Origin of the sequence: Virgibacillus kekensis (assembly GCF_042654125.1) — a bacterium.
In the GTDB taxonomy this organism is placed as follows: domain Bacteria; phylum Bacillota; class Bacilli; order Bacillales; family Amphibacillaceae; genus Lentibacillus; species Lentibacillus kekensis.
In genome coordinates this window covers 432,123-458,254 of the sequence record NZ_JBHSFU010000004.1, presented here as the reverse complement: position 1 = coordinate 458,254, position 26,132 = coordinate 432,123, and the positions used below count along the sequence as shown (strand labels likewise).

The window sequence follows — 26,132 nt, the reverse complement described above, 5'->3', positions numbered from 1 at the left end:
ATGAAAATAAGTGTAAGTATGTATAGTGTTAATCGAACAGTGAGACAGGAAAATTGGTCGGCGGTGGATTTCATTGAATTAGCGAATACTATTAATCTGGATGGGGTAGAATTACTGGATATTTATTGGCAGGACAAAGAGAAGGAAATCGAAGAAGTGCAAAATGTATTACAAAAATATAATTTAGTTGTCTCTGCTTACGATGTAACCAATAATTTTGTAAAGGGCTCCGCTGAGGAACGGGCAGATGAAGTGGAAAAAGTAATTGATGGTATCAAAGTAGCCAAACAGTTGGGCACTAATATTGTACGGGTATTTTGCGGTGACATACATGGAGAATTAACCTACCAGGATGGACAGGACTGGATTGTTGAAGGGCTTAAAAAGTCGGCCGAAGTTGCAGAGAGCGAACAGGTTTATCTTGCAATAGAAAATCACGGGCTTCTGGCAGGGAAGAGTGAACAAGTTGCAGAGATAATTGAAAAAGTAAATAGCCCATATGTAAAGTCAACATTTGATACAGGAAACTTCCTGTTAGTTCATCAGGATCCAAAAGAAGCATTTGATCGGCTGAAGAAAGAAATTGTGCATGTTCATTTTAAGGACTTTCGTAAAAAAGATCCAAATGAGGACGTAAACGGATTTCGTTCCACACAAGGTGTCGAACTTATAGGTGCTGTTCCCGGGGATGGACAAGTAGACCTAGACTATATTGTCAATGGTCTAAAAGAAATAAAGTATGATGGCTGGTTATCCATTGAGTATGAAGGATTAGAGGATCCAAAAATCGCCAATAAGGAAGCGGTAAACCGGTTAAGAGAGCTACTTAAGTAGGAGGAGCTATAATGAGAAAAGTTATCGTCGCAGATGTAGATCGAATTGATTTTCAAAACTCACTTGAGGATGTTCATCTGGTAGATTCGGAGTCTGAAAGAGATAGTGACGGAACTTTATTGATAGATCGAAACAATTATGGAAATGTACTGGATTTAAAAAATGCTTTCATTCCATCTTCTATGTTTCGTCCAAATGACAGTCCTAATGGGTTGCATGTATATTTTGAGCTAGAGTTATATCCTTTTTTTCAAAAAGTGAGGGATGTAATAACGAGCGACCCAAGTCCTAAAGGTGTTTTTCGATTAAGAAGGATTATGAAAAATAAAAACGAATTAATTATAGCAGATGATTTATACGTGTTGGATACAGTATTTGGAAAGCCTGAATGCATTTATGTTAAACAAACTAATCGAAATGTGTCACCGCATCATGTCATAGTTACAGTGAATTTTGGTGGTGGTACGATGGCACATTTGGATTACACCTTTTCTAATGAAGATTTGATTGAGTTGGAGTGGAGCGGAAATAAAAAAATAATCGAGTTTAGTAGTACTGAAATGCACCCTGTGGAACCAGCGGGTAACAGTTCGCTTCCATTGTCGTATAATGTGGACTCCATTTTGGCGCTATCGCATAAAGTTGATGGCGAAATAATGAAGCGTCATAAATATTTAACGGACCTGGTTCAGGGAGGTGACCAGCAATGAAGGTAGGTATAATGAGTTTTGCACATATGCATGCCCATAGCTATGCCGATTGCTTAAAGCGACTAACAAATGTGGAATTAGTTGGAGTATTTGATGATGACGGTTTACGGGGAAAGGAAGCCGCCACAAAATATAATACGTTATACTTTTCCGAGCAAGATCAATTTCTGGAACTGGAAATGGATGCAGTTATTATTTGTAGTGAAAATGTCCATCACAAGGAAATGGTCCTGCAGGCTGCACGAGCGAAGAAGCATATTTTATGTGAGAAGCCAATTGCTACTACCGTGGAAGATGCAGAGGAAATGATAAGAGCATGTAATGAAAATAATGTGATTCTGCAAATTGCCTTCCCGGTTCGGTTTAGCACTCCTATTCAACGATTAAAGCAGTTAATTGATGAGGGTGAAATAGGAGATATTTTAGCATTTCGTACGACCAATCGTGGTCAGAATCCCGGTGGATGGTTTATTGATGAAAAAATGTCTGGAGGCGGAGCAGTTCTGGATCATACTGTACATATGGTTGACATCATGCGTTGGTATTCAGGCATGGAGGTTACCGAAGTATATTCATTAGTCGATTCTTATTTTCACAATATCCCAATCGACGATGCTGGTATTCTTACTCTTGAGTTTGAGAATGGAATAATAGCTTCCCATGATGCAAGCTGGTCGAGATTTGCAGAGTATCCGACTTGGGGAGACGTAACAATTGAAGTGATTGGAACAAAGCAAACTGTTAAGGTGGATGCTTTAAAAGAACACTTTAGATTATATACAAGTGGTGAGGACAAAGCTTTATCGAATGTCTTCTTTGGCAATGATATGGATCTTGGATTGATTAAAGACTTTATAGATTGTGTTAAACAAGGAAGAGAACCCTCCATTAGTGGATATGATGGTTTAAAAGCGATGGAAGTTGCACTTGCAGCCTATGAATCAAGTAATAGAAAAACAAAGATAAAACTATGATTTAAGTTGACGCATCAAATAGAGACAAGTGGGACTGGTATCCCTTAGGAGGAGGAGAACATGACCAAGATTTTCGCACACAGGGGTAGTGCTGGTACACATCCAGAAAATACGATGGCATCTTATCGGGAGGCTAAACGTGTTGGTGCAGATGGGATTGAGTTGGATGTCCATTTAACAAGCGATGGGAAGCTTGCCGTGATTCACGATGAGACAGTGGACCGAACGACGAATGGAACAGGGCATATTAAAGACTTTACGTTGGCGGAGTTAAAAGAGCTGGACGCAGGCTCCTGGTTTACCAGCGAATTTTCGGGGGAAACCATTCCAGAATTAGGCGAGGTACTGGCTTGGGTCAAACAGGAGAAGCTCTTAGTTAATATTGAACTGAAAAACGTTTTTTACTTAGACTATCCAGGGATAGAGGAGAACGTGCTACAAGAGGTGAATCGGTACGGATTAAAAGAGCAAACGGTTATTTCTTCTTTTAATCATATTGGGTTGAATACGGTCCGCCGACTAGATTCCGAGATTGATTGTGCAATTTTATACTCGGAAAAGCTCTATCAGCCATGGAATTATGCTAAAACCTTGGGATCAACTAGCCTGCATCCACACCTGTATGGAATGAATGATGAAATGATCCAGTATGCAGAGCAAATCGGTTGCCCAGTGCGACCGTTTACTATTAATGAAGAGCAGCAGATAGAGAAATTTATCCGATTGGGTTGTTCGGCTATTATAACGGATTTTCCTGAACGGGCGGTCATACTAAGGGAAGCAATCTCTCGCTGATATTCTGTCATGTCTTATTGCCCGCTAAAAGTGTCTGCTATCCAATGTGAAATATCCGGTAAACATGATACGAGGAGGAGTCATATGAACAGGACGACCCATTATTTTTATAGTAACCTCTTAGATAAAACAATTGAATACCAGTATGTCTTGCCTGATTCAGTAATAGATGAAGCCTATCTCCTATATGTTCAAGATGGAAATGACTATCTGGAACTGGGTGGAGTAGAAGATACTTATAAGCTATTAAAAAAACATTTTCCTGAACTTATGAATAAATTGCTACTCGTATTGATTCATCCTGGAACTTCGGAAGAAAGATGGCATTCCTATCATAGGAAAGGAAAGTATTTTCAACAGTATATGGATTTTATGTATCAAGAATTTATCCCAGAAGTTGAATCTGACCTCAAGCAACGATTTAAAAATCTTACGATAGTGAAAAGGGGCCTAATCGGGGATTCGCTTGCAGGGAATATTAGTCTAAACATCGCTGCTCTTAATCCCGAATTGTGGACCCACCTTTTACTTCAATCTGCTGCCATAACAGAAGGGGATATAGATGCTGTTGTAAAGAGAGAAAAGCTTGATTTGAAAGTGTATCAAACCGTTGGAGTTTATGAGGATGAATTTATTTCTACGATTACCGACGAAAGACTGTATATCTATTCGAGGAATAAGGTGCTTTATGAACGCTTAAAAAATAAAGTTCCAATTATTCTATTTAAAGAAAAAGAGGAAAGCCATTTATGGGAGTTCTGGAAACGAAATTTACCCGAGGCATTGGAGTTTTTCTTGCGTAATTAGATTCAGTGTTGAATTGGCTGTAAATTTAGAATATACTATACTCAAAAGTGGAGAATATCTCCTTAAAAATGTATAATAAAGGAAAACATTTTCAGATAAGATAGGGGGGAACGTATGGAGGAACGGAGTATCGGGATTGATATTGGGGGAACTAAAATAGCTGCAGGTTTGGTTAACCAAGACGGAGAAGTGGTTTGTAAAAAGATTTATCCAACACCTAAGGAATCCAGTCAGATGGTATTAGAGTGCATCAAAGAAATTGTGACCCGAAGCACCCTGTATGCTGAAAAGGAAGGTATAAAACTTGTAGGTGTCGGCATTGGCTCAGCTGGTCAAGTAGATTACAAGGCGGGGAAAATTCTTTCTGGTACGGATAATATTAAGGACTGGAATGATATACATATTTATAATTTTCTAAAGCGATATACCGATTTGCCAATATGGCTGGATAACGATGCCAACACATTCGCCATTGCGGAGTACGCCTTAGGTAATGCCAAAGGTACAGAGGATTTAATTTGCCTTACACTTGGTACTGGGGTCGGCGGCGGAGTCATTTCGAACGGTAGAATGGTCCGAGGGAAGTGGGGCGGAGCAGCTGAATTAGGTCATATCACAGTAGATATGAATGGACCAGCTTGTAATTGTGGCTCCAACGGGTGTCTGGAAGTTTATGCATCTGGAACTGGGATTGCTAATCGCATGCGAGAAAAACTATCTCGAACAGACGTAAGCTCGTACACGGAGAACCCGAATCTACTCACCAGCAAGGAAGTTTTCCAGTTGTACGACCAAGGCTTACCACTCGCAAAAGAAACGATAGATCAGGCAATTCAGGCACTTAGCTATGGAATTGTTAGCTTGATACATACGTTCAATCCATCGGTAGTTGTTTTGGGTGGAGGATTGGTCAAAGAGCGGGACTGGATTGCAAAAGCGATCAAGAATTCGATTCAAGACAAGGGCATGACATCCTTGATTCGATCCGTTGATATTGTTATTTCAAACTTGGGATATGATGCTGGACTTATCGGTGCTGCTTATCAAGCGTGGTTTCATAAAAAGGTAGATTAATAGAATAAAAGGAGGGTTTTTCAGGTGAGTTTTACATTCAATGAAAACGCTAACATATTGTGGGTGGATTTTTTAGCAAATGGAAAGCGACTTTCGGATGAGGCAGAGCAAGTAAAGTTACTGGACAATGCAATTAAATCGGGAATTACGCATCTCATTATTGATGCAAAAGTTCCATTTGGTCAGACAACCTATCCGAGTAAATACGGCTATCATGTAAGCACGTGGTCAGATGGAAGGTTTGATATGTGGAAGGAACGTGATTTCCTAAAAGAATTTTTAAGTACAGCTAAGGATTATGATGTAAAGGTCTTGGCAAATGTCGATGTATTTTCAGAAGGAACAACTGCTTCCAGGGACGGGATTGCTTATGATAAAGATGAGTGGAAGGTTACGTTCTACAATGATGCGGTTGCCTCGGAATCGAATGCTGCGGAATATAAAGATGCGGATACTATTTTCGTAAATCCGATTCATCCGGAAGTGGTGGAGCATGAGATCAATATTATCAAAGAGGTTTGCACGTATGATTTAGACGGGGTGGTACTAGATCGTTGCCGTTATCCCAATGTGTATGGTGATTTTAGTGAACTGAGTCGTAAGGGATTTGAGGCTTATATTGGTGAACCCCTCAAGAACTGGCCAGAAGATATTTTCACCATCGCAGAGGATAAGTCTGTCGTATTTGGAGAATATTTTCCGAAATGGGCCGAGTGGCGTGCGGGTAATATTAAGGCATTTTTCCAAAAAGCACGAACTGTTGTTAAAGAAAAATTACCATTGTTTGCGGACTACGTAGGATCCTGGTACCCACTTTATTATAGTGAAGGTGTGAACTGGGGAAGTGAGACCTACCACCCGAATCTGGAATGGACCTCTGATACATATCATGTGTCCGGTCTTGCTGAACAACTTGATTTTCTTATGACTGGTTGCTACTACTATGATGTGACACGACAAGAGGCGGAGGAGAAGGCACTTCCTGATTATTGGTATAGTGTAGAAGGCGCAGCGGACATAAGCTTGGATGCAGTGAATGACAGCATTCCTTTTGTTGCTAGTTTGTTTTTGAAAAACTACAAAGGTGACCCTGAGCAGTTTAGACGCGCAATTAAGATGTGTAAAGAAAAATCTGCTGGTGTGATGCTTTTTGATACCGTTTATTTGGAAGAGTACAACTGGTGGGATGTCCTAAGGGATGAATTGGTCAAATCTAATTCCGGGAAATAATCCAAGAGCAAGTGGGGGAAAACATGAACAAACAAATTGCAATAATTCCTGTTGATGCAAGACCGGTCACGTATGATTTACCGAGGGACTTGGCGAAGCTTGGAGGCTGGGAAGCGGTTTTGCCGCCTAAAGATATACTGGGATTTTTAAAAGAACCAGCGGAACTGGATAAATTAGATCAGTGGATTGATAAGGTTGCCCCAAGTGTGGATGGAATGATTGTTTCCATGGACATGGTTTTATATGGTGGCCTGGTACCTTCCAGGGTCAATACGGAGGAACGGGATTTTCTGTTAAAACGGCTTGAAGGCTTTCTAAACCTGAAGCGAAAGTACCCCAAGTTAAAATTAATGGCATTTAGTTCCACGATGCGTTTGTCCAATAGCTATGTTAACCAGGAGGAAAAGGACTACTGGGATATCTATGGAAAGGAAATCTGGAAATATTCCTTTCACTCCCATCGTTCTCAAAAGTTAAGAGTCGAGGAAGACGAGCAGATTGTACAAGAAATAAAGGAGAAAATTCCAAGGTGGGTCTTGGAAGACTATGAAACAACTCGTGAGCGGAATTTCCAAATTAACTTATCCCTGATTGACTATATTGAAAAAGGTATGATGGATCTTCTCATTTTCCCGCAGGATGATACTAGCGAATTTGGCTTCAATATTCAGGAACAGGAAAGGCTGTCTCAGGAGAGCAGGAAAAGGAAGTTATTCAATCAAATTTATATTTATCCCGGTGCGGATGAAGTGGCCAGTGTCCTAACAGCCCGAATGATTTATGAACTGGAAGGGGAAAGATATCCAACCTTTTATCCAATCTACAGTGGAACAAAAGGGTCTTTATCAACTGCCATGTATGAGGACCGAGCAATTCAGGAATCAGTAAAAGGTCAGGTGTATGCTTTTGGTAGTCATACGGTGGAATCTCCCGGTGAAGCGGATATCATTATTGGTGTAAATGTCCCTGGTGGGAGACAGGGTGACCTAGCATTGCAGATGAACCTTGGAGAAGTAGATACGAATGACCGCAATATTGGCGAATGGGGCAGAAAACTAAGGTATTACTTAGAAAGAAGTAAGCCAGTCGCAGTGGCGGATGTTGCCTATGCGAATGGTGCGGATACTGTCTTGATAGATCAACTGCTACATACTATAAATTTGAATAAGCTATCAGGCTTTGCTGCATGGAATACGGCGGGAAATACACTTGGAACAACGATTGCACAATCAGCTTTGGTTTTTTTGGCTAATCAAAACCAAATAGATGTCAAGGTGGAAAAAGGACGACAGCTGTTACTTAGGTATTTGGATGACTACCTCTACCAATCTATTACTAGACAAAAAGTCAGAGCCGAACTGGAAGATGAGGAATCTCTTCCTGTTGATGAACTAACAGAAAAGGTAAAAACAGTTTATAAGCAGGAAATGGAGCAAGTCAACAGTTTGACGGAAAACTACACCATTGAGGATATCTATCTACCATGGAACAGAACGTTTGAAATCGGAATACAGTTAACATCCAGTAACTTATCAGAATGAAATGGGGTGTTTGTTTGCAAAGAGATATAGCGATTATCGGCGGAGGGATTGGTGGTTGTCTGGCGGCATTGACCGCAGCTAAGTTGGGCAATAAGGTTGTGCTTACAGAGGAAACGGATTGGATTGGCGGACAGTTAACGAGCCAGGCCGTCCCACCGGATGAACATCCTTGGATTGAACATTTTGGCTGTTCTAAAACATATAGGCAGTACCGGAATCGTGTTCGCGATTATTATAAAAAGAATTATCCGTTAAAGGAAGCAGGATTACGGAATGAGCGGTTGAATCCTGGAAATGCATGGGTCAGTCGGCTTGCCCATGAGCCAAAGATCGCGTTAACTATTTTATATGAAATGCTGCAGCCTTATCTATCCAATGGCCGAATTGAACTGTTACTGAATCATAAGCCTGTACGGGTAGAAGTAGATGGGGACGAGGTCAAGAAGGTCGTGGTTCAGGATTTCTATACAAAACAGGAAAAGGTAATTGAAACAGCTTATTTTCTGGACGCCACCGAGCTTGGAGATGTTTTACCGCTTGCTGGGATAGAGTATGTCGTTGGCGCGGAATCAAGAGAGGATACCGGGGAACCGAATGCTTTACCTGAGACAATTCCACAGGATATTCAATCTATTACGCATGTGTTTGCACTCGAATATGTTGAGGGTGGCGACTTTACGATTGCAAAGCCAGACATGTATGACTTCTGGAGGGATTATCAAGCACCATTCTTAAGTCATATGCAGCTGAGTGAATTTATTCCACAGGCCCATAATGGAGAATCAAAAAAAATGCCCTTCTTCACAGAGCGCGATTCGCTTGGCATGTGGGAGTATAGAAGAATTATCGATAAAACCCAATTTGAAGATGGCTTTTTTGACGGAGATTTATCGTTGATCAACTGGCCTCAGAATGATTACTGGCTTGGTTCCATTATTGATGTAAGTGATGCGAATAAACAGAAGCATTTGGAAGAAGCGCGTCAATTGAGCCTATCAACCTTGTATTGGCTGCAAACAGAAGCACCACGGCCATATGGTGTAAAAGGATATCCAGGATTTAAATTGCGTCCGGATGTAGTTGGAACAAAGGATGGACTAGCGATGCATCCGTATATCAGAGAATCTAGAAGGATAAAAGCAGCGCACACTGTTACGGAAAAGGATATTAACGCCGATCTTAGAGGCCAAGAAGGAGTAAGAAAGTTAGAAGATTCGGTTGGGGTGGGAGCATACCGAATAGACTTGCACCCGACTACCGAGAAAAATAGATTATTTTATGCGAAAAGTTATCCGTTTGAAATCCCACTAGGAAGTTTGGTGCCTGTAAGGGTGAAAAACCTGATTCCAGCATGCAAGAATATTGGTACAACCCAACTGACTAACGGTTGTTTTAGGGTGCATCCGGTGGAATGGAATATCGGGGAAGCGGCTGGGGCGCTTGCTGCCTTTTCTCTGAAACACCATGTTAAGCCACAAGATGTACATAAGAGCAAAGAAATGACCAAAGAGCTTCAAGATATCTTGATTGATTTAGGGGTAGAAATCCATTGGCCAGAAGTACATGCATTTTAGGAGAACGGGGCCGCGTGGAGCGTGGTCCTCATGAACATTACTCGAGTTTTGTCGATTGTTTGGAGTTTTAAAAATATTATTTTATTTTTGAAAATGCAATTGACAATCAATATGGACTAAGCCTATAATTATGGTGGAGATATTCTTCTGTTTATTTAATAAAAAAGAAGTATTGCTCCAAATAAGTTTAAATATGGAGGGGAATTAGGTTGGAAAAGTTCAAAAAAAGTTTCTTGTTATTAGGCCTCTTAGGAATTATGTTAATACTTTTTGCAGCGTGCTCTGGCGATGAGACCTCTGGCAACTCGAATAATGACGCGAATGCTGGGGATACAGAAGGTAAAGATGGAGAATTATCTGGTGAAGTCGAATTTATGACGATTTCATTGTTTCCAACATTTGAAGAGTACTTGAATGGTCTGAAAGAAGACTTTGAAAAGTTGCATCCAGATGTAACCGTTACCATTAACGACGTCCCATACGATCAGGTTGAACAGTATGTACTTACTGCAGCATCTAGCGGTGATCTGCCAGATGTTATGAACTTAAACACAGAGTTTGTCAAAAAGATTGGTGCCATGGGTGGGCTAGTTAATATGGATGAAGCAGCAGCCGATGTAAAGGACACCTTCTTTGAAGGACTTTGGAAAACAGGTGGGGTAAACGGTACTGTTTATGCACTACCTTGGTACACGACAACAAGTGGTTTAATCTATAACCCTGAAATTTTAAAAGAAGCGGGATTTGATTCGCCTCCTACTACATTTGATGAGGCGTGGGAAATGTCAAAAGAAATCTATGAGAAAACAGGTGCCCGTGGAGAATACGTTCAAGGTGAAATGCATCTATTATTCCCGAAAAATGGCATTCCAATCTTGAATGAAGATAACACGGCGGCAGCGTTTAATACACCGGAAGCAGTAGAATTATGGACGAAACTCAAAGAGTATCATGAACAAGGATTATTTGAATTAGATGTCATGTTAGACCAAGTTTCTATGGCTGAGTTATATGCCTCTGAAAAAGTTGCATGGTGGGCTACAGGTCCCCAGCTATTCCGCCAAGTAAAAGACTTATCTCCTGAGGTATATGAAAAATCAATGGGTGCTGCAGCGCTTCAAGGAACAGCTGGAAAACAGCATGCTAACCCAATGAATATCGCAGTAGCTGCTAACAGTGAGTCTAAAGATGCAGCTGTCGCATTTGCTAAATTCGTTACAAATGCAGAAAATCAATTAGAGTTTGGTAAATTAGCTTCGGTACTTCCACCAGTTAAAGAGGCAGTAAATAATGAGTTCTTTGATCAAGGTAAAGATTCTGAAGATGCAACAACTCGCGGACGTTACTTTGCAGCTCAATCATTAGCTGATGCTGAAAATATGAGTCCTCAAGTTGAAAATGTTTCGCAGGTAATAGAAGCAATTCAGGAGGCATTCCAGCAAGTCATCTTAAATGATGTTGATCCAGCAGATGCGCTAGCAAAAGCCGAACAAAAAGTAAACAGTGTATTAGAGTAGGTTCCAGGGTCAATCCCCCTTTAGGTGGTATGCATCATCTCCAGATCATGGAAGTTAGAGGGGGATGACCCTATTTCTTTAATATAAAGCGGTTTCTCAAGGAGGTAAGAGTATGTATAAGGCTAGGCATGCATGGGGGTTTCTTGCCATCCCACTTATATTACTAACCGTATTTACATTCATACCTAGTATTGCAGCATTGGTATTGAGTTTTACAAATTATAATGTATTCCAGCCTATTGAATTTCTTGGATTAGAGAATTACATAAGAGCTTTTCAGGATGAAGATTTTCGTAAGGCTATGTTCACAACAATCTATTATTGGGTATTAGTTACGCCTGCACTGGTTGTTCTTCCTATCTTGGTAGCTATTTTAGTAAATCAAAAGTTAAAAGGGATTAAAATCTTTCGTTTGATTTATTATTTCCCAGTCCTGGTATCCGTTGTAATAACAGCGATATTGTGGAAGTGGATGTTCGCTACAGATGGAATTATAAATTATTTTCTAAGTTTGTTTGGTGTTGATCCAATTAGCTGGCTACTCGAAACTTCTACCGTCATGCCTGCACTTGCATTTGTAACAGTCTGGCAAGGATTCGGTTACTATATGCTATTTTACTTAGCGGCATTACAGGGTGTCCCGAAAGATCTGTATGAAGCCAGTGAACTCGATGGTGCAAGCTTTTGGCAAAAACATCTGTACGTCACAGTGCCGATGATTAAACCAATGATTTTCTTTGTCGCCGTTATTTCCACAATGGGGGCATTCAAAGAATTCACCTTAATGCTGACGATGACCTCTGGTGGCCCATTAGATGCATCCACCACGGTCGTATTGCTTGTGTTTGAGGAAGCATTTACGAACTTAGATATGGGTTATGCGAGTGCAATTTCCTTTATATTGTTCGTCATCATTCTAATTATCACGTTGATTAACCAGAAATTGCTTGATAACCCCAATAAATAGAGGAGGGGAATAATATGTCTCAATCTATTGCGTCGGATTCTTCAAAGGAAGGATTTAATCGTAGAAAAATAATTAACAAAGTGATATCCTATTCCATTTTAATCCTATTAACCTGTATTACCATTATTCCATTCCTTTGGACATTGTCTGTTTCACTTAAGGGGCAAAACGAGGTTATATTTTCGATACCACCCCAGTTTTTACCTGAGACCCTGACCCTCGAGAACTTTATTACTGTATGGAAAACCTTGCCTATTCCAAGATATTTACTTAACACAGTAATCCTAACCTTCTTTGGGGTTATTTTACCGTTAATATTTTGCTCATTTGCAGCTTATCCATTGGCAAGGATGAAATTCAGGGGAATGAATGTCATCTTCATTTTGATTATTGCCACTATGATGATTCCAAATGAAGTAACAATGATCCCAGTATATCTAGTCATTGACATGCTAGGTTTAATGGGAACCTACACTGGTATTATCATTACTGGTGCCATTACACCTCTAGGTATTTTCCTAATGCGGCAAGGATTTCAAGAAATACCAAGAGAAATTGAGGAATCGGCTGTCATTGATGGAGCAAATGTATGGCAAATCTTTTGGAGTTTAATGTTTCCAATGGTAAAACCAATGCTAGGTGTGCTAGCGATATTATGTTTTATATCCTCATGGAATAACTTCCTATGGCCATTGCTTATTTTGGATGACCAAAATATGTATCCGATTACGTTAGGGCTTTATAAATTACAAGGAGCATTCTCTGCAAATACTAGATTAATTGCTGCTGGTGCGCTAATCGCGCTGACTCCAGTCATTGTAGTATTTGTAGCGTTCCAGCGTTACTTTATTGAAGCCGCATACTCAAGCTCGGTAAAAGGATAAACAAAAAGGTTGTGAAACGAATGAATTCAGCAATAACTACTATATTTGAAGCCTTTGAATGGTTCATGCGATTAGTAAGGCTTAACCTGGTATTTTTATTAGCATGTGTCAGTGGACTAGTCCTCTTTAGCTTTTTCCCGGCTATCACAGCTTCCTTTGCAGTGGCGGATAAATGGATAAAAGGAAATACGGATTTATCTGTTTGGAAGGAATTCTGGAAAAATTTCAAAGAAAGCTATATCCGATCCCAGGTTGTAGGATTCCTAATGGGGATTGCGATACTAATTATTGTTGTAGATTTAAACTTTTTTAGTCAGATAGACGTACTACTGATGAAAGTGCCAGTTATGATACTGCTGGGTTTACTGCTAATAGTTATTACGATTACCGGCCTATATATCTTTCCGATTCTATTAAAATCTGAGGTTAAAGTAAAAGAATTGTTCATAACAGCTTTCTTTACCAGCTTATCTTATATTCACTGGACCGTGATTAACTTAACGGGCATCGCCGGATTATTGTATGTGTCATACAGGTTTCCAGGTACCTTATTCTTCCTGACTGGAAGTTGTATTATTCTTTGGATTGCCTGTATGAATCAAATCGTCAGAAACAAAATCAATCGAAGGTATGAAAAATTAAAAAGTGTTGCGGAGTAGAAAAGTTTCAATGTTAGAAAAACAACAGACTGTGGTGAAGCGAATGGAAAAAACTCAACTGTTAAACCGAATAAAAGGGAAATTGATTGTTTCCTGCCAAGCGCTTGAGGGAGAGCCTCTCTACGGCTCTCATATCATGGCTAGGATGGCTTTGGCAGCTGATGAAGGCGGGGCAGTGGCCATTAGGGCGAATGGTATGGAAGATATTTCAGCCATTAAACAAGCTACCAACCTTCCAATCATTGGACTGGTAAAGCGGGATTATGAGAATAGCAACGTTTACATTACTCCAACTAAAAGAGAAGTAGATGAACTTTTGAAGGTCGGAGTAGATGTTATCGCCATTGATGCAACAAAACGCGAACGACCAAATGGGGAATCAATTGAAGAATTAATTTCTTATATAAAAGAACATAATAAATTCATTCTTGCAGACATTTCAACGGTGGATGAGGGCTTATACGCCTTGAAGCTTGGAGTTGATTTTGTCTCAACGACTTTATCGGGATACACCGAATATACCAAACGGGAAGAACCCGGTCCCGACATGGAGCTAGTAGAAAGGCTAGTAAATGTGACAAATGCCCCTATCTTTGCCGAAGGGCGAATTGGGAATCCAAAGGAAGCGAAAGAAATGATCCAAAAAGGCGCACATACAGTTATTGTTGGTTCAGCTATAACCAGACCGCAATATATCACCAAAATATTTGTGGATGGGCTTCTAGATTAACTTATGAATTACTCGAATCTGCCTACGAGAGGGGGGCTTCAACAATCAAAATTTGGGTGGAGTAAATATAAATTATCTTATTAGATTAAGGGAGTGGTGAATGAATGAGAAAAAAGTCGATGATTAAATTTTTTTCAGCAATGATTGTCACCATGGTAGTCCTTTTCACCTCAATACCAACGTATGCAGATAATGGATCAACTGAAGACACGGTTAAAGACTTAGTACAAAACAAGAATATGAAATCAAGAATACTATGGTATGACCTAAGTGCTAACCTGGAAAACTTGGACACTCCTGAAGAGGTAGCAGATATCGTTGCAAAAACGGCAGATGCTAACATTAATGGTATTGTTCTGGATGTTAAAAATCGTAGTGGTTTTGTGCCGTATCAAAGTGAATATGCGCCGCATTTGAGTGAATCAAAAAATCCTAAATATAACTGGTATCCAGAAGATTATGACTTGATTGAAACAGTTCTGAACGAAGCTAAAAAATATGACATTGAGGTTCATCTAAATATCAATACATTCTCAGCGGGGGATACCATTTATAATGAAGGGCCTGCAATCGACAACCCGGATTGGCAGACGATTGTGTATGATGTCAACCGAGTGGTTACGGAAGCGGAAGGTAATACACACGCAATTGACGGATTTGACCAAACGAGGCGTTCAGGTACACTAATTGTTTATACACCGGAAAATAATGATTTAACGCCAACAAATCGGTGGGGAATAGAGGTTGTTGTGGAAAATGGTGTCGTTACAGACATTGTTGACCGGGTTGTTATTGGTGGGGAGGGTCCTCCCGTTCCGGAAAATGGATATGTTTTGTCTGGACATGGCGAAGCAAGACAATGGCTTCTTGAAAATGTAGAGGTTGGCGAACAAATTGACATTTCGAGTGTCGAGACGGATTTAAAACCAGTGTCCGAAACAGCTGGACCCGCAGCTTTTATGAATCCGATCAATCCGGAAGTTCAACAGTATACATGGAATGTAATTGAGGAATTAGTTACCAATTACGATATTGATGGTTTAACCTTGGACCGGGCAAGATACAATAATATATACACTGACTTCAGTGACTTAAGCCGTGAGAAATTTGAAGAAGCTATCGGTCAGGAAGTTACAAATTGGCCAGAGGATATTTATACTGTAACCTTTAAGGGTAATGAAAAAGTAATCAATCCAGGGCCGTTCTATAAACAATGGATCAAGTGGCGGGCCCAGAATATTCATGACTATTTTGGGGCTACCAAAGAATTCATCCGTGACTTGGATTCAGATGTATTGTTCAATACCTATGTCGGATCCTGGTATCCATTGTATTATAGTGAGGGTGTGAACTGGGGAAGTAAGGACTATTTCCCAGAGTATGATTGGACTGCAGACAACTATAATGAAACTGGCTATGCTAATCACCTAGACTTCTTGATGACCGGTCTCTATTATGGGGATGTCACGGTTGAAGAATTAGAAGGCAAGTTACCATCCTGGTATAGTGTTGAGGGTGCTGCTGATCTTAGCATGGAAGCGACACAATATGATACATTTGTCTATGGAAGTCTGTTTTTACTTCAATATCAAGATAGACCAGAAGCCTTTAAGCGGGCGATTAGAATGACAGAGGAAAAGATGCATGGGATTATGTTGTTCGACCTGGTTTACATTGAAATGTATGATTGGTGGCCACTACTAGAAGAGGTGTTTGACAACAAAACGAAATCACCTCACCAAAACCCAGGATTATTAAAACAGATTAGGTCAAATTAATTTAAAAAAGGTGAAAAGAAGGCGAGCTATTCGCCTTCTTGTGACCTTTTGGGCCAGCCCCTTTCTTTCTGAAATAGCCAAGCGATTTCGTATTAGTTATCTCAGATTAAAAAATGAAGGGAGGAACAAGAATGAAGGTGTTACCCCATATGAAAAAGCCAATTACAGAAATTATTAATAGTTATTATCCATCTTTAACTAATTCCGAACAAAAAGTAGCTATTTTTGTGTTAGAGAATTTAGAAAAAGTGATATTTTATTCAGTAACAGATCTTGCGGATGAAGCCGGCGTCGGTGAAACCACTGTGTTACGATTTTGCCGCAAAATAGGCCTAAAAGGATACCAGGAATTCAAGTTAACTATTGCACAAAATATTTCTGAGGACAAAAAGGAAAAAAACGAATCTGACTCTGAGAATTTAATACAGTCCATCGCTCAAAACACGGTTTTTGCGATTAATAACACTGCTTCTATGATTAGCGAGGAGGATTTAAGTGCAACACTTGAAATACTTAGGCAGGCCAAATCGATACATATTTTTGGAGTTGGAAGTTCAGGAATCACAGCAGTAGATGCCAAAAGCAGGTTCCTTCGCATCGGTATTCATACAGATGCCATAACCGATTCTCATTTACAAGCCATGTCTGCAGCCACTTTAACCGAGGATGATGTGGTCATTGCACTCAGTATCTCAGGTTCTACTAGGGATACGATTGAATCCGTTAAACTAGCAAGAGACAATGGCGCCAAGGTAATTGCTATCACATATTACTCCCGCTCACCAATCACCCAATTTGCTGACATTGTACTAGTTGGAGGCGCTAAAGAATCCCCTCTAGAAGGCGGATCCTTAATAGCAAAGATATCCCAGTTGTTTGTCGTGGATTTATTATGTACAGGAATTGCGCTATTGGAAAAAGATGAAGCTGTAGAGATGCAAAGTAAGACAGCTTCGGCGGTAGTTAGTAAAATTTATTAAGGCGGATTTATGAATGTCTATAAGTGGCAGGTGATATAAATTTGATAACTAATAAAAAAAGAGACGGAGAAGTCAGGTAGCCTACTTCCCCGTCTCTTTATTATTCTCCCTAAAAACTTCCCCAGCCATGCCCATGGCCTGAACAGCCTTCGGATACCCAACATATCCTGCGCAATGGATAATAACTTCGATGATCTCTTCTTACAGGTTTTTCATCAAGATAGCCAATAGACTCGCAAAAGGGATTCAGTCTATTTTTCCCTTCAGCCAGTTCTGTCTTCATTAAACAGCTTTTAATCTGGTTTGCTGTAATCTTGATGTTTGTCATTCACAATTCCTCCCTGTCTCAATATATGAAACGGGAGTTTTGTCCTAACACAGAATTATTGCTTTAAATTTAATTCACTTTAAAAAGGAAGTTGATATTGTGAGTAATGAAAGATATATCCCACTGCCTTTAAAACGAAAGGTTAGGAAAGCAGCTTATTTTAGATGTATTATTTGCGGGAATCCCATTATAGAGTATCATCATATAGTTCCCTTTCACCGTGTTAAAGAGCATTCCTCAGACAACCTAGTTGCGTTATGTCCTGAACATCATCATCGAGCGGATTGTGGTGAAATCCCATTAGGTAGTATTAATAAATTCAGAGAAAATCCATTTAACAGGGATAAAAACCATATATCAAAAGACTTTTTCCTGTCCAATTATTCTGCCCTTAGAACAAGGGTAGGTTCTAATGTTTATATTAGAACTCCAAAGATTTTAATTGTGGACAATCAATCGCTTATAACAATAACTCCTGATAATGATGATAACGCCTTATTAAATGCAAAGTTTTATGATTCAAAGGATATGTTAGTGGCAGAAATAAAGGATAACGAGTGGTTTGCCTATCAAACTCCTAAACTATGGGATATAAGTTATTCTCCAGGTCATTTAAAGATTAATCGGAGTAAAGGAGATATTTTAATGGAGTTCAAACTAAGCGATGGAAATATCGACTTAAGGGCAGAAATGTATTATCACGGTTACGGAATATCACTACTGCCCGATAGAACAGTATTAGGCCAATCTAGTATAATATCTAACTCAGTCATGCAGGATTGTGGTGCAGGTATATGTATTTCTACTGGAAAGTAATTGATAAGAGACGCACTTTTTAGGAAGCTGCGCCTTTTTTAATGGATACCTGCTTGAAAAATTTTCCTTCTATTGCGGATTTAATTTACATAATGTGGTATTTTAGTATTAAAGATAAATAGTTAGAGGTGGATGCTACCTTGTCTGACACCTCAATAGGAGAAGATTAGTATGGAATTAGGCCTTTTAGAAGGATTTAAAATGAGTATAGATATATTTTGGTCTCTGTTAACTGCCGAGCCATCACTTGCGATAGGCATCTGCGTGATGATTGGTTGTTATTTTTTATTTTTATTAACAATAAATAGTATAAGAGAGCAAAAACTTAGGAAGTCAGGTATTTCAGAAGTTGATAAAATGAGAGGAAGAAAATTCGAAGAGTATCTTCAGACCTTGTTCAAGGCTAAAGGTTATGTTGTGAAATTGACCCCAGCAAGCGGAGATTATGGGGCAGACCTTATTTTATCAACAAAAGAAAATAAGATTATTGTTCAAGCCAAAAGATATAAGAAAAATGTTGGTGTGAAAGCTGTTCAGGAAATAGCATCAGCAAGAAGCCACTATAAAGCAGACGAGTGCTGGGTGGTTACTAATAGCTATTTTACTGAACAAGCGAAAAGTTTAGCAAGGTCAAATCAAGTTAGATTAATTGATCGTAAACAGTTAATGGAGTGGATGTTAGAGGAGAAGAAAAGCGATAGAGTGGTAAGTTAGGATAATTTTATCGTGACAGACTTAGTGACTTTTCAATTAGAAATGGAACAACCAGGTGACATAGATCACAAAGAAGGTTCTAAAGAGAAGCGTGAAAAAGTCTAAACATAGTCTCCGGCGTATTCCCGTAACTTTTTAAAGGATATAATTATACCCTCAGTTAAATCAATATCATTAAAGACATCCAGCCGTTTATTTAAAGAGCGGCTGGATTTTAATGTGAATTGAACTGCTCATTTTTTTGAAGAAAAAGAGGTGGGACATGGGGGTCAGACCCCTTTGTCCCAGAAATGGGAAATAGACACGGTATTACAAGAATGATATGTTTAGGTGAAAGAACCGAAAGCGAAGGAGTGAGCATAAATGTCTTTTAAACGATTATTTGTGCTTGTCGCTATTTTATTTATGGTGTCCATTCAAACACCGGAGACAGTACAAAAAACGTGGAACGCAGAGCAACCAGAAACAGCGACTGTTGAAAGATGGACGTTAGATATAAAGAAATGGATCGCTGATAAGGGTATAAATATAGAGGGAATTAAAAAGAACTTTGTCCAGCTGTTCACGGAGATGGAAGTTCCTAAAGGGAAGGAAACTGATCCGATAAAACCCGATTCGAATGGGTCAGAACAAGGTTCTACATCGGAATTAGTGGTAACAGAACCTTCAAAATATGAGAAAGAGGTAGTTGAGCTTGTCAATGAAGAACGGGCAAAAGAGAACTTACCTCCACTAAAAATAGATGACCGTTTAAGCAGTCTTGCCCGAAAGAAGTCTCAGGATATGGCGACTAATAACTACTTCAGTCATACATCGCCAACATACGGTTCACCATTTGAGATGATGAATCAATTTGACTTCAGCTATCGCATGGCCGGTGAGAATATCGCAGCGGGGCAACGCAGCCCTGAACAGGTAGTAGAAGGCTGGATGAACAGTGAGGGTCACCGAAAAAATATTATGAAGGATGGCTTCACCCATATAGGTGTTGGCTATGTAGAAGGTGCCGGTCCGCCGTATGGAACCTACTGGACACAGTTGTTTATGACACCGAGGTAGTTGGGGAGAATATATTTTAAAAAAAGCGTCTATTTTGAGATACATAATAGGCGCTTTTTTAAATAGAAATAAATTATCATGTTTTGTCCTGACTTTTGAGCATTTTCGAGGATAAAAGAAATTGACACATATATAACTGAATGAGTATACTGTAATAACCAAGTTTGTTGATAGGAATTATTATGTAAGGGGGGAAGTTCATTGTTTCTTGAAGTGAATCATGTTGGAAAAACCTTTACAGATCAGGAAAAGCAATCATCCTTTGAAGTCTTTTCTGATATTGACATAGAAGTATCTGAAAATGAATTTGTTTCGATTTTAGGGCCATCGGGTTGTGGGAAATCCACTTTGCTTTCCATGGTAGCTGGTCTTGAACGTGCGACAAACGGAAGTATTTTGCTTGAGGGAAAGGAAATTACCCAGGCTGGCCGGGAGCGTGGAATGGTTTTTCAGCAACCTTCATTATTTCCATGGCTCAATGTGCAGGATAACGTTACATTTCCATTAAAAGGCGTTGCGAATAAAAATGAAGCAAACGAACGGGCGGAACACTTTCTGAAAATGGTTCATCTTAGCCGGTTCAAAAACAGCTATATTTATGAATTATCAGGGGGAATGCAGCAGCGTGTCGCAATTGCAAGGGCGCTTGCGATGAACCCCAAAGTACTATTGATGGATGAGCCGTTCGGAGCGCTGGATGAACAGACTCGCCATATTTTACAGGATGAGTTAATGAAAATCTGGCAAGAGACACAGAAAACGATTCTTTTTGTGACGCACAGCATTCAAGAAGCTATTAAACTATCAGACCGGGTGGTTGTAATGGGGACACGTCCTGGTCGGGTAATCGCCGATTTTCCTATCGATATTCCTAGACCGAGAAGGCGTGACGATCAGGCGGTCATTGACATTGAAACTAAAGTGATGAATTTGCTTGAAGATGAAATAAAAAAAGTCTTAGAGGAAGAGTTATCAAATGAAATTCAATATAGTCGTTAAACGGATATTGTTTTTAGTTGCAGTAATTGGCTTATGGCAGCTTATATTTTCCCTGAATGTTTTCCCGGATATTATCTTTCCGTCACCAGGCAAGGTTTGGGCAGCATTGTCCGGGGGATTTGCAGATGGTGACTTCGTTAATGCATTAGTAGCAAGTTTTAAACATTTACTGTTTGGATTATCAATGGCCATACTGTTTGGAACGGCTTTAGGTGTGATTCTTGGTAAATCGAGGCAGGCGGATGAAACGGCGGGCATGTATTTGATAGCCCTCCAAAGTATCCCGAGTATTGTATGGGTACCTCTTTCCCTAATGCTGTTTGGATTCACTGAATTCGCTATTGTATTCGTTGTTGTACTTGGTGGTACCTTTGTTATGGCGTTGAATGTACGGTCGGCAATTCAAAACGTCCCACCACATTTTGTAAGAGCAGCAAGAACCATGGGCGCAAGAGGCTTGGGATTATTTTACCGGGTTGAGGTCCCTGCAAGTATTCCCTATTTCATGTCGGGAGTCAGGCTTGCCTGGGCGTTTAGCTGGCGTGCGTTAATGGCTGGTGAATTACTCAGTAATGGACCAGGTCTTGGCTATTCCTTGAGGTATGCACAGGATTATGCCCGGATGGATCAGGTAATCGCAATCATTATTATGATTGGACTAATCGGAGCAATCGTTGATCAGCTTGTATTTTCCAAGTTAGAAAAGAATGTAATGAGGCGTTGGGGCTTAGTTAAATAATAGAAAGGTGGAAATATAATGAAGAAGTTTTTATCTATAATCGCCATTGCGGTGTTAGGTCTGGTGCTTGCAGCGTGTGGAGGCGGTAATGAAGCATCCGGTAGTGGAGATAAAGGGAAAGAAATTACAATCGGGTATTTCCCGAATATTAACCATGTAGCCGGGATGGTAGCTGAAGAGAAAAAATTACATTCCGAGACATTGCCAGATGGAACGACAGTTAATTATCAATATTTCCCGGATGGTTCGGCGTTTATGACCGCGCTTGAGACCGGCGATATTCAGGGAGGACTAGTTGGACCCGGACCAGCGATGAACCACTTTACAAGTGGTGCGGAGATTCATGTTGTTGCGGCGGGTTCAACCGGTGGAACGGTCATTATGGCTAGAAAGGGAGCAGGCATTGAAACTCCTGAAGATTTAAAAGGAAAGACGTTTATTTCACCACGGGTAGGTTGCACACATGACGTTCAATTTGAAACCATGATGAAAGAAGAATATGGAATTACTTCAAGCCGCATCGGTGGAGAAATGAAGCATGTTACCGGCAAACCAGCAACCTATCATAGTATGTTTGTTACAGGGAATGTTGATGTAGCAACGGTTCCTGAGCCATGGGCATCTGTGATTGAAGCGGAGGGAAGCGGGGAAGTGCTTGTAGATACCCCAGACGTGGCATATGGCGAAACATTGCCGGCAGCCGTTTTTGTTACATCGCAGGACCTTGTTAAAAACGACCCGGAGCTGGTTCAAAGTATCGTTGATGGACATAAGAAAGCAACCGAGTTCATTCAAAACAACCCGGATGAAGCAAAGAAAATTGCCATTAAGAAAATTAAAGAAATCACTGATCAGAAACTTTCTGCAGACGTCATTGATAACGCGTGGGAGCGAATTAACTTCACTTATGAAGTAAACGGAGATGTATTGCAGGACTTCGCAAATTCATCACATGATTTGAAGTTCTTGAAGGAAAAGCCAGATTTAGAAGGCTTAGTTGACACTAGTTTTATAAAGTAATATGAAGTGGGACACGGGGTCAGACCCCGATGTCCCACTTTTTTGTGGGAAAGGGGGGTCAGAGCCATCTGTCCCATTTTTAAAAACATATTGACAATTCGATAATGTATTATGTATGATGTATACATAACACATGGTGGTGAGAATTTTATGAAAAAAGCTATAATGAAACCGATTGCAAAGAAACGGACAACTAAGGAAATTGTTTATGATGAGCTGAAAAAGGCTATTCTTGATCGTTCTATTGATAATCAGGAAATTCTTACGGAAACATTGCTTGCCGAAAGCCTTAACACTTCACGTACTCCGATACGGGAAGCGGTGGCTGAACTTGTCCGAGAAGGACTACTGGTGCAGATTCCGCGAAAAGGTTTTCATGTGCGGGTAGTATCCGAGGGTGAGCAGGAGCAGATTATGTTTTTACGGCGGACCATCGAATCAGAGGGGCTTAAGAAGCTTGCGAGAATCATTACAGAAGAACAGATTAATAGATTGAATGAAATTGTGTCTGAACAGGAAAAGGCAATGCTTAAGGAAGATCGGGTACGATATATAGAGCTTGATCAGATTTTCCACCGTAAAATACTTGAGTTCGCTAATCAGAATATCCTTGGAAACATTCTGCAAGATATGTACAATCTAGCCCGTCTGATTGGTCACAATGCGCTCGCAAAGGAAGGAAGGATGAAAGAAGTTATACAGGAGCATAAGGATATCATTATTGCCTTATCCAGGAAGAATGGAGAAGAGGCGGCCAAACTGGTGAGGCATCATCTGGATGTCACGGTTGCCAGAATAAAAGGACTAAATTAATTTTAATAGAAAGCGCTATCAGAGAGGGGTTAACCATGGAAAAATCAGCACAGAAACATAACACGTTTGAAATTGAACTTGAGGGCGGTAAACGCGAACTTACAATTAACAAGGCGTATTGTATCGGCTATACAGGGAGAAACAAGGAAAAGACATTCGAACACATAAAAGAGCTTGCTGAGATTGGAGTTCCAGAGCCTGCTGAGGTGCCGGCTTTGTATCCGGTAAGCGTGAGTACCCTTAACCAGGCTGGCGAAATAGAAGTGATTGGCGACAAAACTAGCGGTGAAGCAGAAATTGTACTTATTTTCGGTGATACAACGGAGGAAGTCTTTCTAAGTGTCGGAAGCGATCACACTGATCGAGGACTTGAAACTGTTGATATCAATAAATCAAAGCAGGTCTGTGACAAACCATTTGCAGGGAAGGCATGGGATATCAAAAATGTAATTGAGCACTGGGATGAACTCGAATTGGCCTCGGAAATAAAAATTGATGGAATATGGATTGACTACCAGAAAAACCCGATATCCTCGATTATTACGCTAGATGAGATAAAGGGGTATCTCGAGAAAAAAGATATTCCATTGAAAAACAGCATTGTATTTTCCGGGACCGTTCCACTGCTTGATGGGTTTAAATACGGGGAGGAATTCAGAATGACCCTGACCGACCCAGTTAAGGGCAATTCTATTACGTCCACTTATAACATTACCAGAATAGCAGGATAGGAGGACAATCAAATGAAGTACTCTATCTATCAGATGGATATTATCGCGGGGAACCCTGAAAAGAACCGTGCGAAAGTACGAGAATGGGCTTTAAGAGAAACAGAGGAAAATCATCCGGACATACTTGTTTTGCCGGAAATGTGGACAACCGCATATACGTTGGATTCACTTGATCAATTTGCGGATAAAAACGGTGAGCCAACTAAGAGTTTTTTGAGCGAGTTATCAACGGAACTGAATGTGAACATTATTGGAGGTTCAGTAGCAAACAAGGTTGACGGTGAATTTTATAATTCGTCATTTGTATATGACCGATCCGGAAACCTGGTATATGAATATGACAAAGTGCATTTGGTGCCGATGCTGGGTGAGCACAATTTCTTAGCCGGTGGACAGCATGTGCCTGAGGTATTTGAACTCGAGGGGGTGAAGATGGGATTAATCATCTGTTATGACCTACGTTTTCCAGAGATTATCCGTACCTTAGCGCTTGAAGGAGCACAAGTATTGCATATAGTTGCGGAGTGGCCCGACGCACGAACAGGCCATTGGACAAACCTCCAGATAGCGAGGGCAATAGAAAACCAAATGTATGTTGTTTCTTCTAATAGAGTTGGGGCTTATGATGGAGTGCGATTCTGCGGCAATTCAATGGTAATTAACCCATGGGGAGAGGTTCTGAAAAATGGGTCAGAGGATCTGGAAGAGTCGCTGTCCATTGAGTTGGACTTGGAGAAAGTAAATCAGGTAAGAAATGATGTTCCTATTTTTACAAGTAGGGTTCCACATTTATATAAACAAGGACTATAGAGAGGGGATAATTTATATGAAAATTAAAAAGACATTTCTATATGGATTAATGACTGCATTGATTTTGGTTTTAGCTGCCTGTGGGGGAAATGCTAATGGAGAAGACGGATCTACAACGTTGAAGCTTGCCCACTCAGGTTCTGAAACGCACCAGTACCACATTGCTGCCAAGAAGTTTAAGGAACTTGTTGAAGAAAAGACAGATGGTAAAGTCGCGATTGAAATTCACCCAAACGCAACCCTTGGAAGTGAAGGTGAAGTAATTGAGCAAGTTATGGGTGGTTCCGTTGATATGACCATGGTAGCCGCTGACAGTGCGCTTGCAAACACAATTCCTGAAATGAATGTATTCGGTATTCCGTACCTGTTCAAGGATAGAGAGCATGTTTACGGTGTTCTTGATGGTGAAATCGGAAGCGACCTACTAGAACTTGCTGCTGACAAAAATATGAAGGGGCTTGGGTACTGGGAAGTTGGTTTCCGTCACCTGACCAATAATAAAAGAGAGATTCATACTCCCGAAGATGTAAAAGGATTGAGAGTTCGTGTACAGCCAGCACCAGTTTGGAAAGCACATATGAAAGCACTTGGTGCAAGCCCTACGCCGGTAGCATTTAATGAATTGTACTCAGCACTTGATCAAGGTGTGGTTGATGGACAGGAGAATCCGCTTCCTACTATCAGTTCCATGAAATTTTATGAAGTGCAGAAGTATGTTGCTCTTACAGCACACACTTATACTCCAGCAGTGGCACTTATGAACGATGGTATTTGGAAAGATTTGAGTGAAGAGGACCAGAAATTAATCCAGGAAGCTGTAGCTGAAACAGCTGAATACCAGCGTCAGTATCTTGCAGATAAAGAACAGGAAATTATCGATATGCTTAAAGAAGAAGGAGTAACCATCACCGAGCCTGACCGCGAAGCTTTCCGTGAAGCCACAAAAGATGTTAAGGACGCTGTAAGTGAGCAGGTACCTGCTGAGCTTATCAACCGAATTAACGAAGCACAGTAAGTAGTGGTTGTCCCACTAGGGTGGCAAGCCCTGT

The 26,132-nt window shown here is 40.3% G+C and carries 27 protein-coding genes; 26 read left to right on the top strand and 1 reads right to left on the bottom strand.

The genetic code is table 11. The features are described from left to right. From ACFO3D_RS06525 to ACFO3D_RS06450, 16 genes are all read left to right on the top strand, one after another. On the top strand, positions 1-834 hold the full coding sequence (locus ACFO3D_RS06525; protein ID WP_390294008.1) for a sugar phosphate isomerase/epimerase family protein: 834 nt from the start codon (positions 1-3) through the stop codon (positions 832-834). An 11-nt stretch (positions 835-845) separates the two neighbouring features. Then, positions 846-1,544: a hypothetical protein gene (locus ACFO3D_RS06520; protein WP_390294006.1), complete on the top strand. Its 699-nt coding sequence runs from the start codon at positions 846-848 to the stop codon at positions 1,542-1,544. After that, positions 1,541-2,518, top strand: a complete 978-nt coding sequence (locus ACFO3D_RS06515) for a Gfo/Idh/MocA family protein (RefSeq protein WP_390294004.1) — start codon at positions 1,541-1,543, stop codon at positions 2,516-2,518. Before ACFO3D_RS06520 ends, ACFO3D_RS06515 begins: the two co-directional genes overlap by 4 nt. A 60-nt stretch (positions 2,519-2,578) precedes the next feature. Continuing rightward, positions 2,579-3,313 (top strand): glycerophosphodiester phosphodiesterase, encoded by a 735-nt coding sequence (locus tag ACFO3D_RS06510; RefSeq protein ID WP_390294002.1) that lies wholly within the window; start codon positions 2,579-2,581, stop codon positions 3,311-3,313. Between the two features lie 84 nt (positions 3,314-3,397). Then, positions 3,398-4,120, top strand: a complete 723-nt coding sequence (locus ACFO3D_RS06505; protein WP_390294000.1) for an alpha/beta hydrolase — start codon at positions 3,398-3,400, stop codon at positions 4,118-4,120. A 114-nt stretch (positions 4,121-4,234) separates the two neighbouring features. Further along, complete coding sequence (locus ACFO3D_RS06500; protein ID WP_390293998.1) at positions 4,235-5,194, top strand: ROK family protein; 960 nt, start codon at positions 4,235-4,237, stop codon at positions 5,192-5,194. Positions 5,195-5,218: 24 nt separating this feature from the next. Next, positions 5,219-6,424, top strand: a complete 1,206-nt coding sequence (locus tag ACFO3D_RS06495; protein WP_390293996.1) for an alpha amylase family protein — start codon at positions 5,219-5,221, stop codon at positions 6,422-6,424. A gap of 23 nt (positions 6,425-6,447) precedes the next feature. Further along, a complete protein-coding gene (locus ACFO3D_RS06490) occupies positions 6,448-7,965 on the top strand; it encodes a DUF4127 family protein (RefSeq protein ID WP_390293994.1) in 1,518 nt (505 codons plus the stop codon). Positions 7,966-7,979: 14 nt separating this feature from the next. Beyond that, positions 7,980-9,539, top strand: coding sequence for an FAD-dependent oxidoreductase (locus ACFO3D_RS06485; protein WP_390293992.1), 1,560 nt, complete (start codon positions 7,980-7,982; stop codon positions 9,537-9,539). 209 nt (positions 9,540-9,748) lie between these two features. Next, positions 9,749-11,056 carry an ABC transporter substrate-binding protein gene (locus ACFO3D_RS06480; protein WP_390293990.1) on the top strand — a complete coding sequence of 436 codons (1,308 nt, stop codon included), beginning with the start codon at positions 9,749-9,751 and terminating at the stop codon, positions 11,054-11,056. 112 nt (positions 11,057-11,168) lie between these two features. After that, positions 11,169-12,023: a carbohydrate ABC transporter permease gene (locus ACFO3D_RS06475; RefSeq protein ID WP_390293988.1), complete on the top strand. Its 855-nt coding sequence runs from the start codon at positions 11,169-11,171 to the stop codon at positions 12,021-12,023. Positions 12,024-12,037: 14 nt separating this feature from the next. After that, the gene (locus ACFO3D_RS06470; protein WP_390293986.1) at positions 12,038-12,907 is read left to right on the top strand and encodes a carbohydrate ABC transporter permease; all 870 of its coding nucleotides are present in this window, start codon (positions 12,038-12,040) and stop codon (positions 12,905-12,907) included. A 20-nt stretch (positions 12,908-12,927) separates the two neighbouring features. After that, entirely contained in the window at positions 12,928-13,566 is a 639-nt protein-coding gene (locus ACFO3D_RS06465; protein WP_390293984.1) for a YesL family protein, read from the top strand. Between the two features lie 10 nt (positions 13,567-13,576). Continuing rightward, on the top strand, positions 13,577-14,296 hold the full coding sequence (locus ACFO3D_RS06460) for an N-acetylmannosamine-6-phosphate 2-epimerase (RefSeq protein ID WP_390293982.1): 720 nt from the start codon (positions 13,577-13,579) through the stop codon (positions 14,294-14,296). A 104-nt stretch (positions 14,297-14,400) separates the two neighbouring features. Next, a complete protein-coding gene (locus ACFO3D_RS06455) occupies positions 14,401-16,074 on the top strand; it encodes an alpha amylase family protein (protein WP_390293980.1) in 1,674 nt (557 codons plus the stop codon). Positions 16,075-16,223: 149 nt separating this feature from the next. Beyond that, positions 16,224-17,054 (top strand): MurR/RpiR family transcriptional regulator, encoded by an 831-nt coding sequence (locus ACFO3D_RS06450; protein ID WP_390293978.1) that lies wholly within the window; start codon positions 16,224-16,226, stop codon positions 17,052-17,054. Between the two features lie 109 nt (positions 17,055-17,163). Here the strand turns inward: ACFO3D_RS06450 and ACFO3D_RS06445 are convergent, their stop codons facing one another. After that, positions 17,164-17,382, bottom strand: a complete 219-nt coding sequence (locus ACFO3D_RS06445) for a hypothetical protein (RefSeq protein WP_390293976.1) — start codon at positions 17,380-17,382, stop codon at positions 17,164-17,166. Positions 17,383-17,481: 99 nt separating this feature from the next. On the opposite strand from ACFO3D_RS06445, the gene ACFO3D_RS06440 reads away from it, so the two are divergent. The 10 genes from ACFO3D_RS06440 (at position 17,482) to ACFO3D_RS06395 (ending at position 26,098) form a co-directional block, all read left to right on the top strand. Continuing rightward, complete coding sequence (locus tag ACFO3D_RS06440; protein ID WP_390293974.1) at positions 17,482-18,198, top strand: HNH endonuclease; 717 nt, start codon at positions 17,482-17,484, stop codon at positions 18,196-18,198. Positions 18,199-18,369: 171 nt separating this feature from the next. Further along, complete coding sequence (locus ACFO3D_RS06435) at positions 18,370-18,912, top strand: restriction endonuclease (RefSeq protein ID WP_390293972.1); 543 nt, start codon at positions 18,370-18,372, stop codon at positions 18,910-18,912. Between the two features lie 363 nt (positions 18,913-19,275). Then, a complete protein-coding gene (locus ACFO3D_RS06430) occupies positions 19,276-19,971 on the top strand; it encodes a CAP domain-containing protein (protein ID WP_390293970.1) in 696 nt (231 codons plus the stop codon). A gap of 201 nt (positions 19,972-20,172) precedes the next feature. Then, the gene (locus tag ACFO3D_RS06425; RefSeq protein WP_390293968.1) at positions 20,173-20,970 is read left to right on the top strand and encodes an ABC transporter ATP-binding protein; all 798 of its coding nucleotides are present in this window, start codon (positions 20,173-20,175) and stop codon (positions 20,968-20,970) included. Beyond that, a complete protein-coding gene (locus tag ACFO3D_RS06420) occupies positions 20,948-21,709 on the top strand; it encodes an ABC transporter permease (RefSeq protein ID WP_390293966.1) in 762 nt (253 codons plus the stop codon). Before ACFO3D_RS06425 ends, ACFO3D_RS06420 begins: the two co-directional genes overlap by 23 nt. An 18-nt stretch (positions 21,710-21,727) precedes the next feature. Continuing rightward, complete coding sequence (locus ACFO3D_RS06415) at positions 21,728-22,729, top strand: aliphatic sulfonate ABC transporter substrate-binding protein (protein ID WP_390293964.1); 1,002 nt, start codon at positions 21,728-21,730, stop codon at positions 22,727-22,729. A 150-nt stretch (positions 22,730-22,879) separates the two neighbouring features. After that, complete coding sequence (locus ACFO3D_RS06410) at positions 22,880-23,542, top strand: GntR family transcriptional regulator (protein ID WP_390293962.1); 663 nt, start codon at positions 22,880-22,882, stop codon at positions 23,540-23,542. Positions 23,543-23,577: 35 nt separating this feature from the next. Further along, positions 23,578-24,273, top strand: a complete 696-nt coding sequence (locus ACFO3D_RS06405) for a DUF2848 family protein (protein WP_390293960.1) — start codon at positions 23,578-23,580, stop codon at positions 24,271-24,273. A gap of 12 nt (positions 24,274-24,285) precedes the next feature. Next, positions 24,286-25,083: a carbon-nitrogen family hydrolase gene (locus ACFO3D_RS06400; RefSeq protein WP_390293958.1), complete on the top strand. Its 798-nt coding sequence runs from the start codon at positions 24,286-24,288 to the stop codon at positions 25,081-25,083. A 16-nt stretch (positions 25,084-25,099) separates the two neighbouring features. Continuing rightward, positions 25,100-26,098 carry a TRAP transporter substrate-binding protein gene (locus ACFO3D_RS06395; RefSeq protein WP_390293956.1) on the top strand — a complete coding sequence of 333 codons (999 nt, stop codon included), beginning with the start codon at positions 25,100-25,102 and terminating at the stop codon, positions 26,096-26,098. The last annotated feature ends 34 nt before the right edge of the window (positions 26,099-26,132 follow it).

What these genes read in the sequence shown, in the direction of transcription:
- ACFO3D_RS06525 (WP_390294008.1), top strand. Translation starts at nt 1, where the DNA reads ATGAAAATAAGTGTAAGTATGTATAGTGTTAATCGAACAGTGAGACAG.
- ACFO3D_RS06520 (WP_390294006.1), top strand. Translation starts at nt 846, where the DNA reads ATGAGAAAAGTTATCGTCGCAGATGTAGATCGAATTGATTTTCAAAAC.
- ACFO3D_RS06515 (WP_390294004.1), top strand. Translation starts at nt 1,541, where the DNA reads ATGAAGGTAGGTATAATGAGTTTTGCACATATGCATGCCCATAGCTAT.
- ACFO3D_RS06510 (WP_390294002.1), top strand. Translation starts at nt 2,579, where the DNA reads ATGACCAAGATTTTCGCACACAGGGGTAGTGCTGGTACACATCCAGAA.
- ACFO3D_RS06505 (WP_390294000.1), top strand. Translation starts at nt 3,398, where the DNA reads ATGAACAGGACGACCCATTATTTTTATAGTAACCTCTTAGATAAAACA.
- ACFO3D_RS06500 (WP_390293998.1), top strand. Translation starts at nt 4,235, where the DNA reads ATGGAGGAACGGAGTATCGGGATTGATATTGGGGGAACTAAAATAGCT.
- ACFO3D_RS06490 (WP_390293994.1), top strand. Translation starts at nt 6,448, where the DNA reads ATGAACAAACAAATTGCAATAATTCCTGTTGATGCAAGACCGGTCACG.
- ACFO3D_RS06475 (WP_390293988.1), top strand. Translation starts at nt 11,169, where the DNA reads ATGTATAAGGCTAGGCATGCATGGGGGTTTCTTGCCATCCCACTTATA.
- ACFO3D_RS06470 (WP_390293986.1), top strand. Translation starts at nt 12,038, where the DNA reads ATGTCTCAATCTATTGCGTCGGATTCTTCAAAGGAAGGATTTAATCGT.
- ACFO3D_RS06465 (WP_390293984.1), top strand. Translation starts at nt 12,928, where the DNA reads ATGAATTCAGCAATAACTACTATATTTGAAGCCTTTGAATGGTTCATG.
- ACFO3D_RS06460 (WP_390293982.1), top strand. Translation starts at nt 13,577, where the DNA reads ATGTTAGAAAAACAACAGACTGTGGTGAAGCGAATGGAAAAAACTCAA.
- ACFO3D_RS06455 (WP_390293980.1), top strand. Translation starts at nt 14,401, where the DNA reads ATGAGAAAAAAGTCGATGATTAAATTTTTTTCAGCAATGATTGTCACC.
- ACFO3D_RS06450 (WP_390293978.1), top strand. Translation starts at nt 16,224, where the DNA reads ATGAAAAAGCCAATTACAGAAATTATTAATAGTTATTATCCATCTTTA.
- ACFO3D_RS06445 (WP_390293976.1), bottom strand. Translation starts at nt 17,382, where the DNA reads ATGACAAACATCAAGATTACAGCAAACCAGATTAAAAGCTGTTTAATG.
- ACFO3D_RS06435 (WP_390293972.1), top strand. Translation starts at nt 18,370, where the DNA reads ATGGAATTAGGCCTTTTAGAAGGATTTAAAATGAGTATAGATATATTT.
- ACFO3D_RS06430 (WP_390293970.1), top strand. Translation starts at nt 19,276, where the DNA reads ATGTCTTTTAAACGATTATTTGTGCTTGTCGCTATTTTATTTATGGTG.
- ACFO3D_RS06420 (WP_390293966.1), top strand. Translation starts at nt 20,948, where the DNA reads ATGAAATTCAATATAGTCGTTAAACGGATATTGTTTTTAGTTGCAGTA.
- ACFO3D_RS06415 (WP_390293964.1), top strand. Translation starts at nt 21,728, where the DNA reads ATGAAGAAGTTTTTATCTATAATCGCCATTGCGGTGTTAGGTCTGGTG.
- ACFO3D_RS06410 (WP_390293962.1), top strand. Translation starts at nt 22,880, where the DNA reads ATGAAAAAAGCTATAATGAAACCGATTGCAAAGAAACGGACAACTAAG.
- ACFO3D_RS06405 (WP_390293960.1), top strand. Translation starts at nt 23,578, where the DNA reads ATGGAAAAATCAGCACAGAAACATAACACGTTTGAAATTGAACTTGAG.
- ACFO3D_RS06400 (WP_390293958.1), top strand. Translation starts at nt 24,286, where the DNA reads ATGAAGTACTCTATCTATCAGATGGATATTATCGCGGGGAACCCTGAA.
- ACFO3D_RS06395 (WP_390293956.1), top strand. Translation starts at nt 25,100, where the DNA reads ATGAAAATTAAAAAGACATTTCTATATGGATTAATGACTGCATTGATT.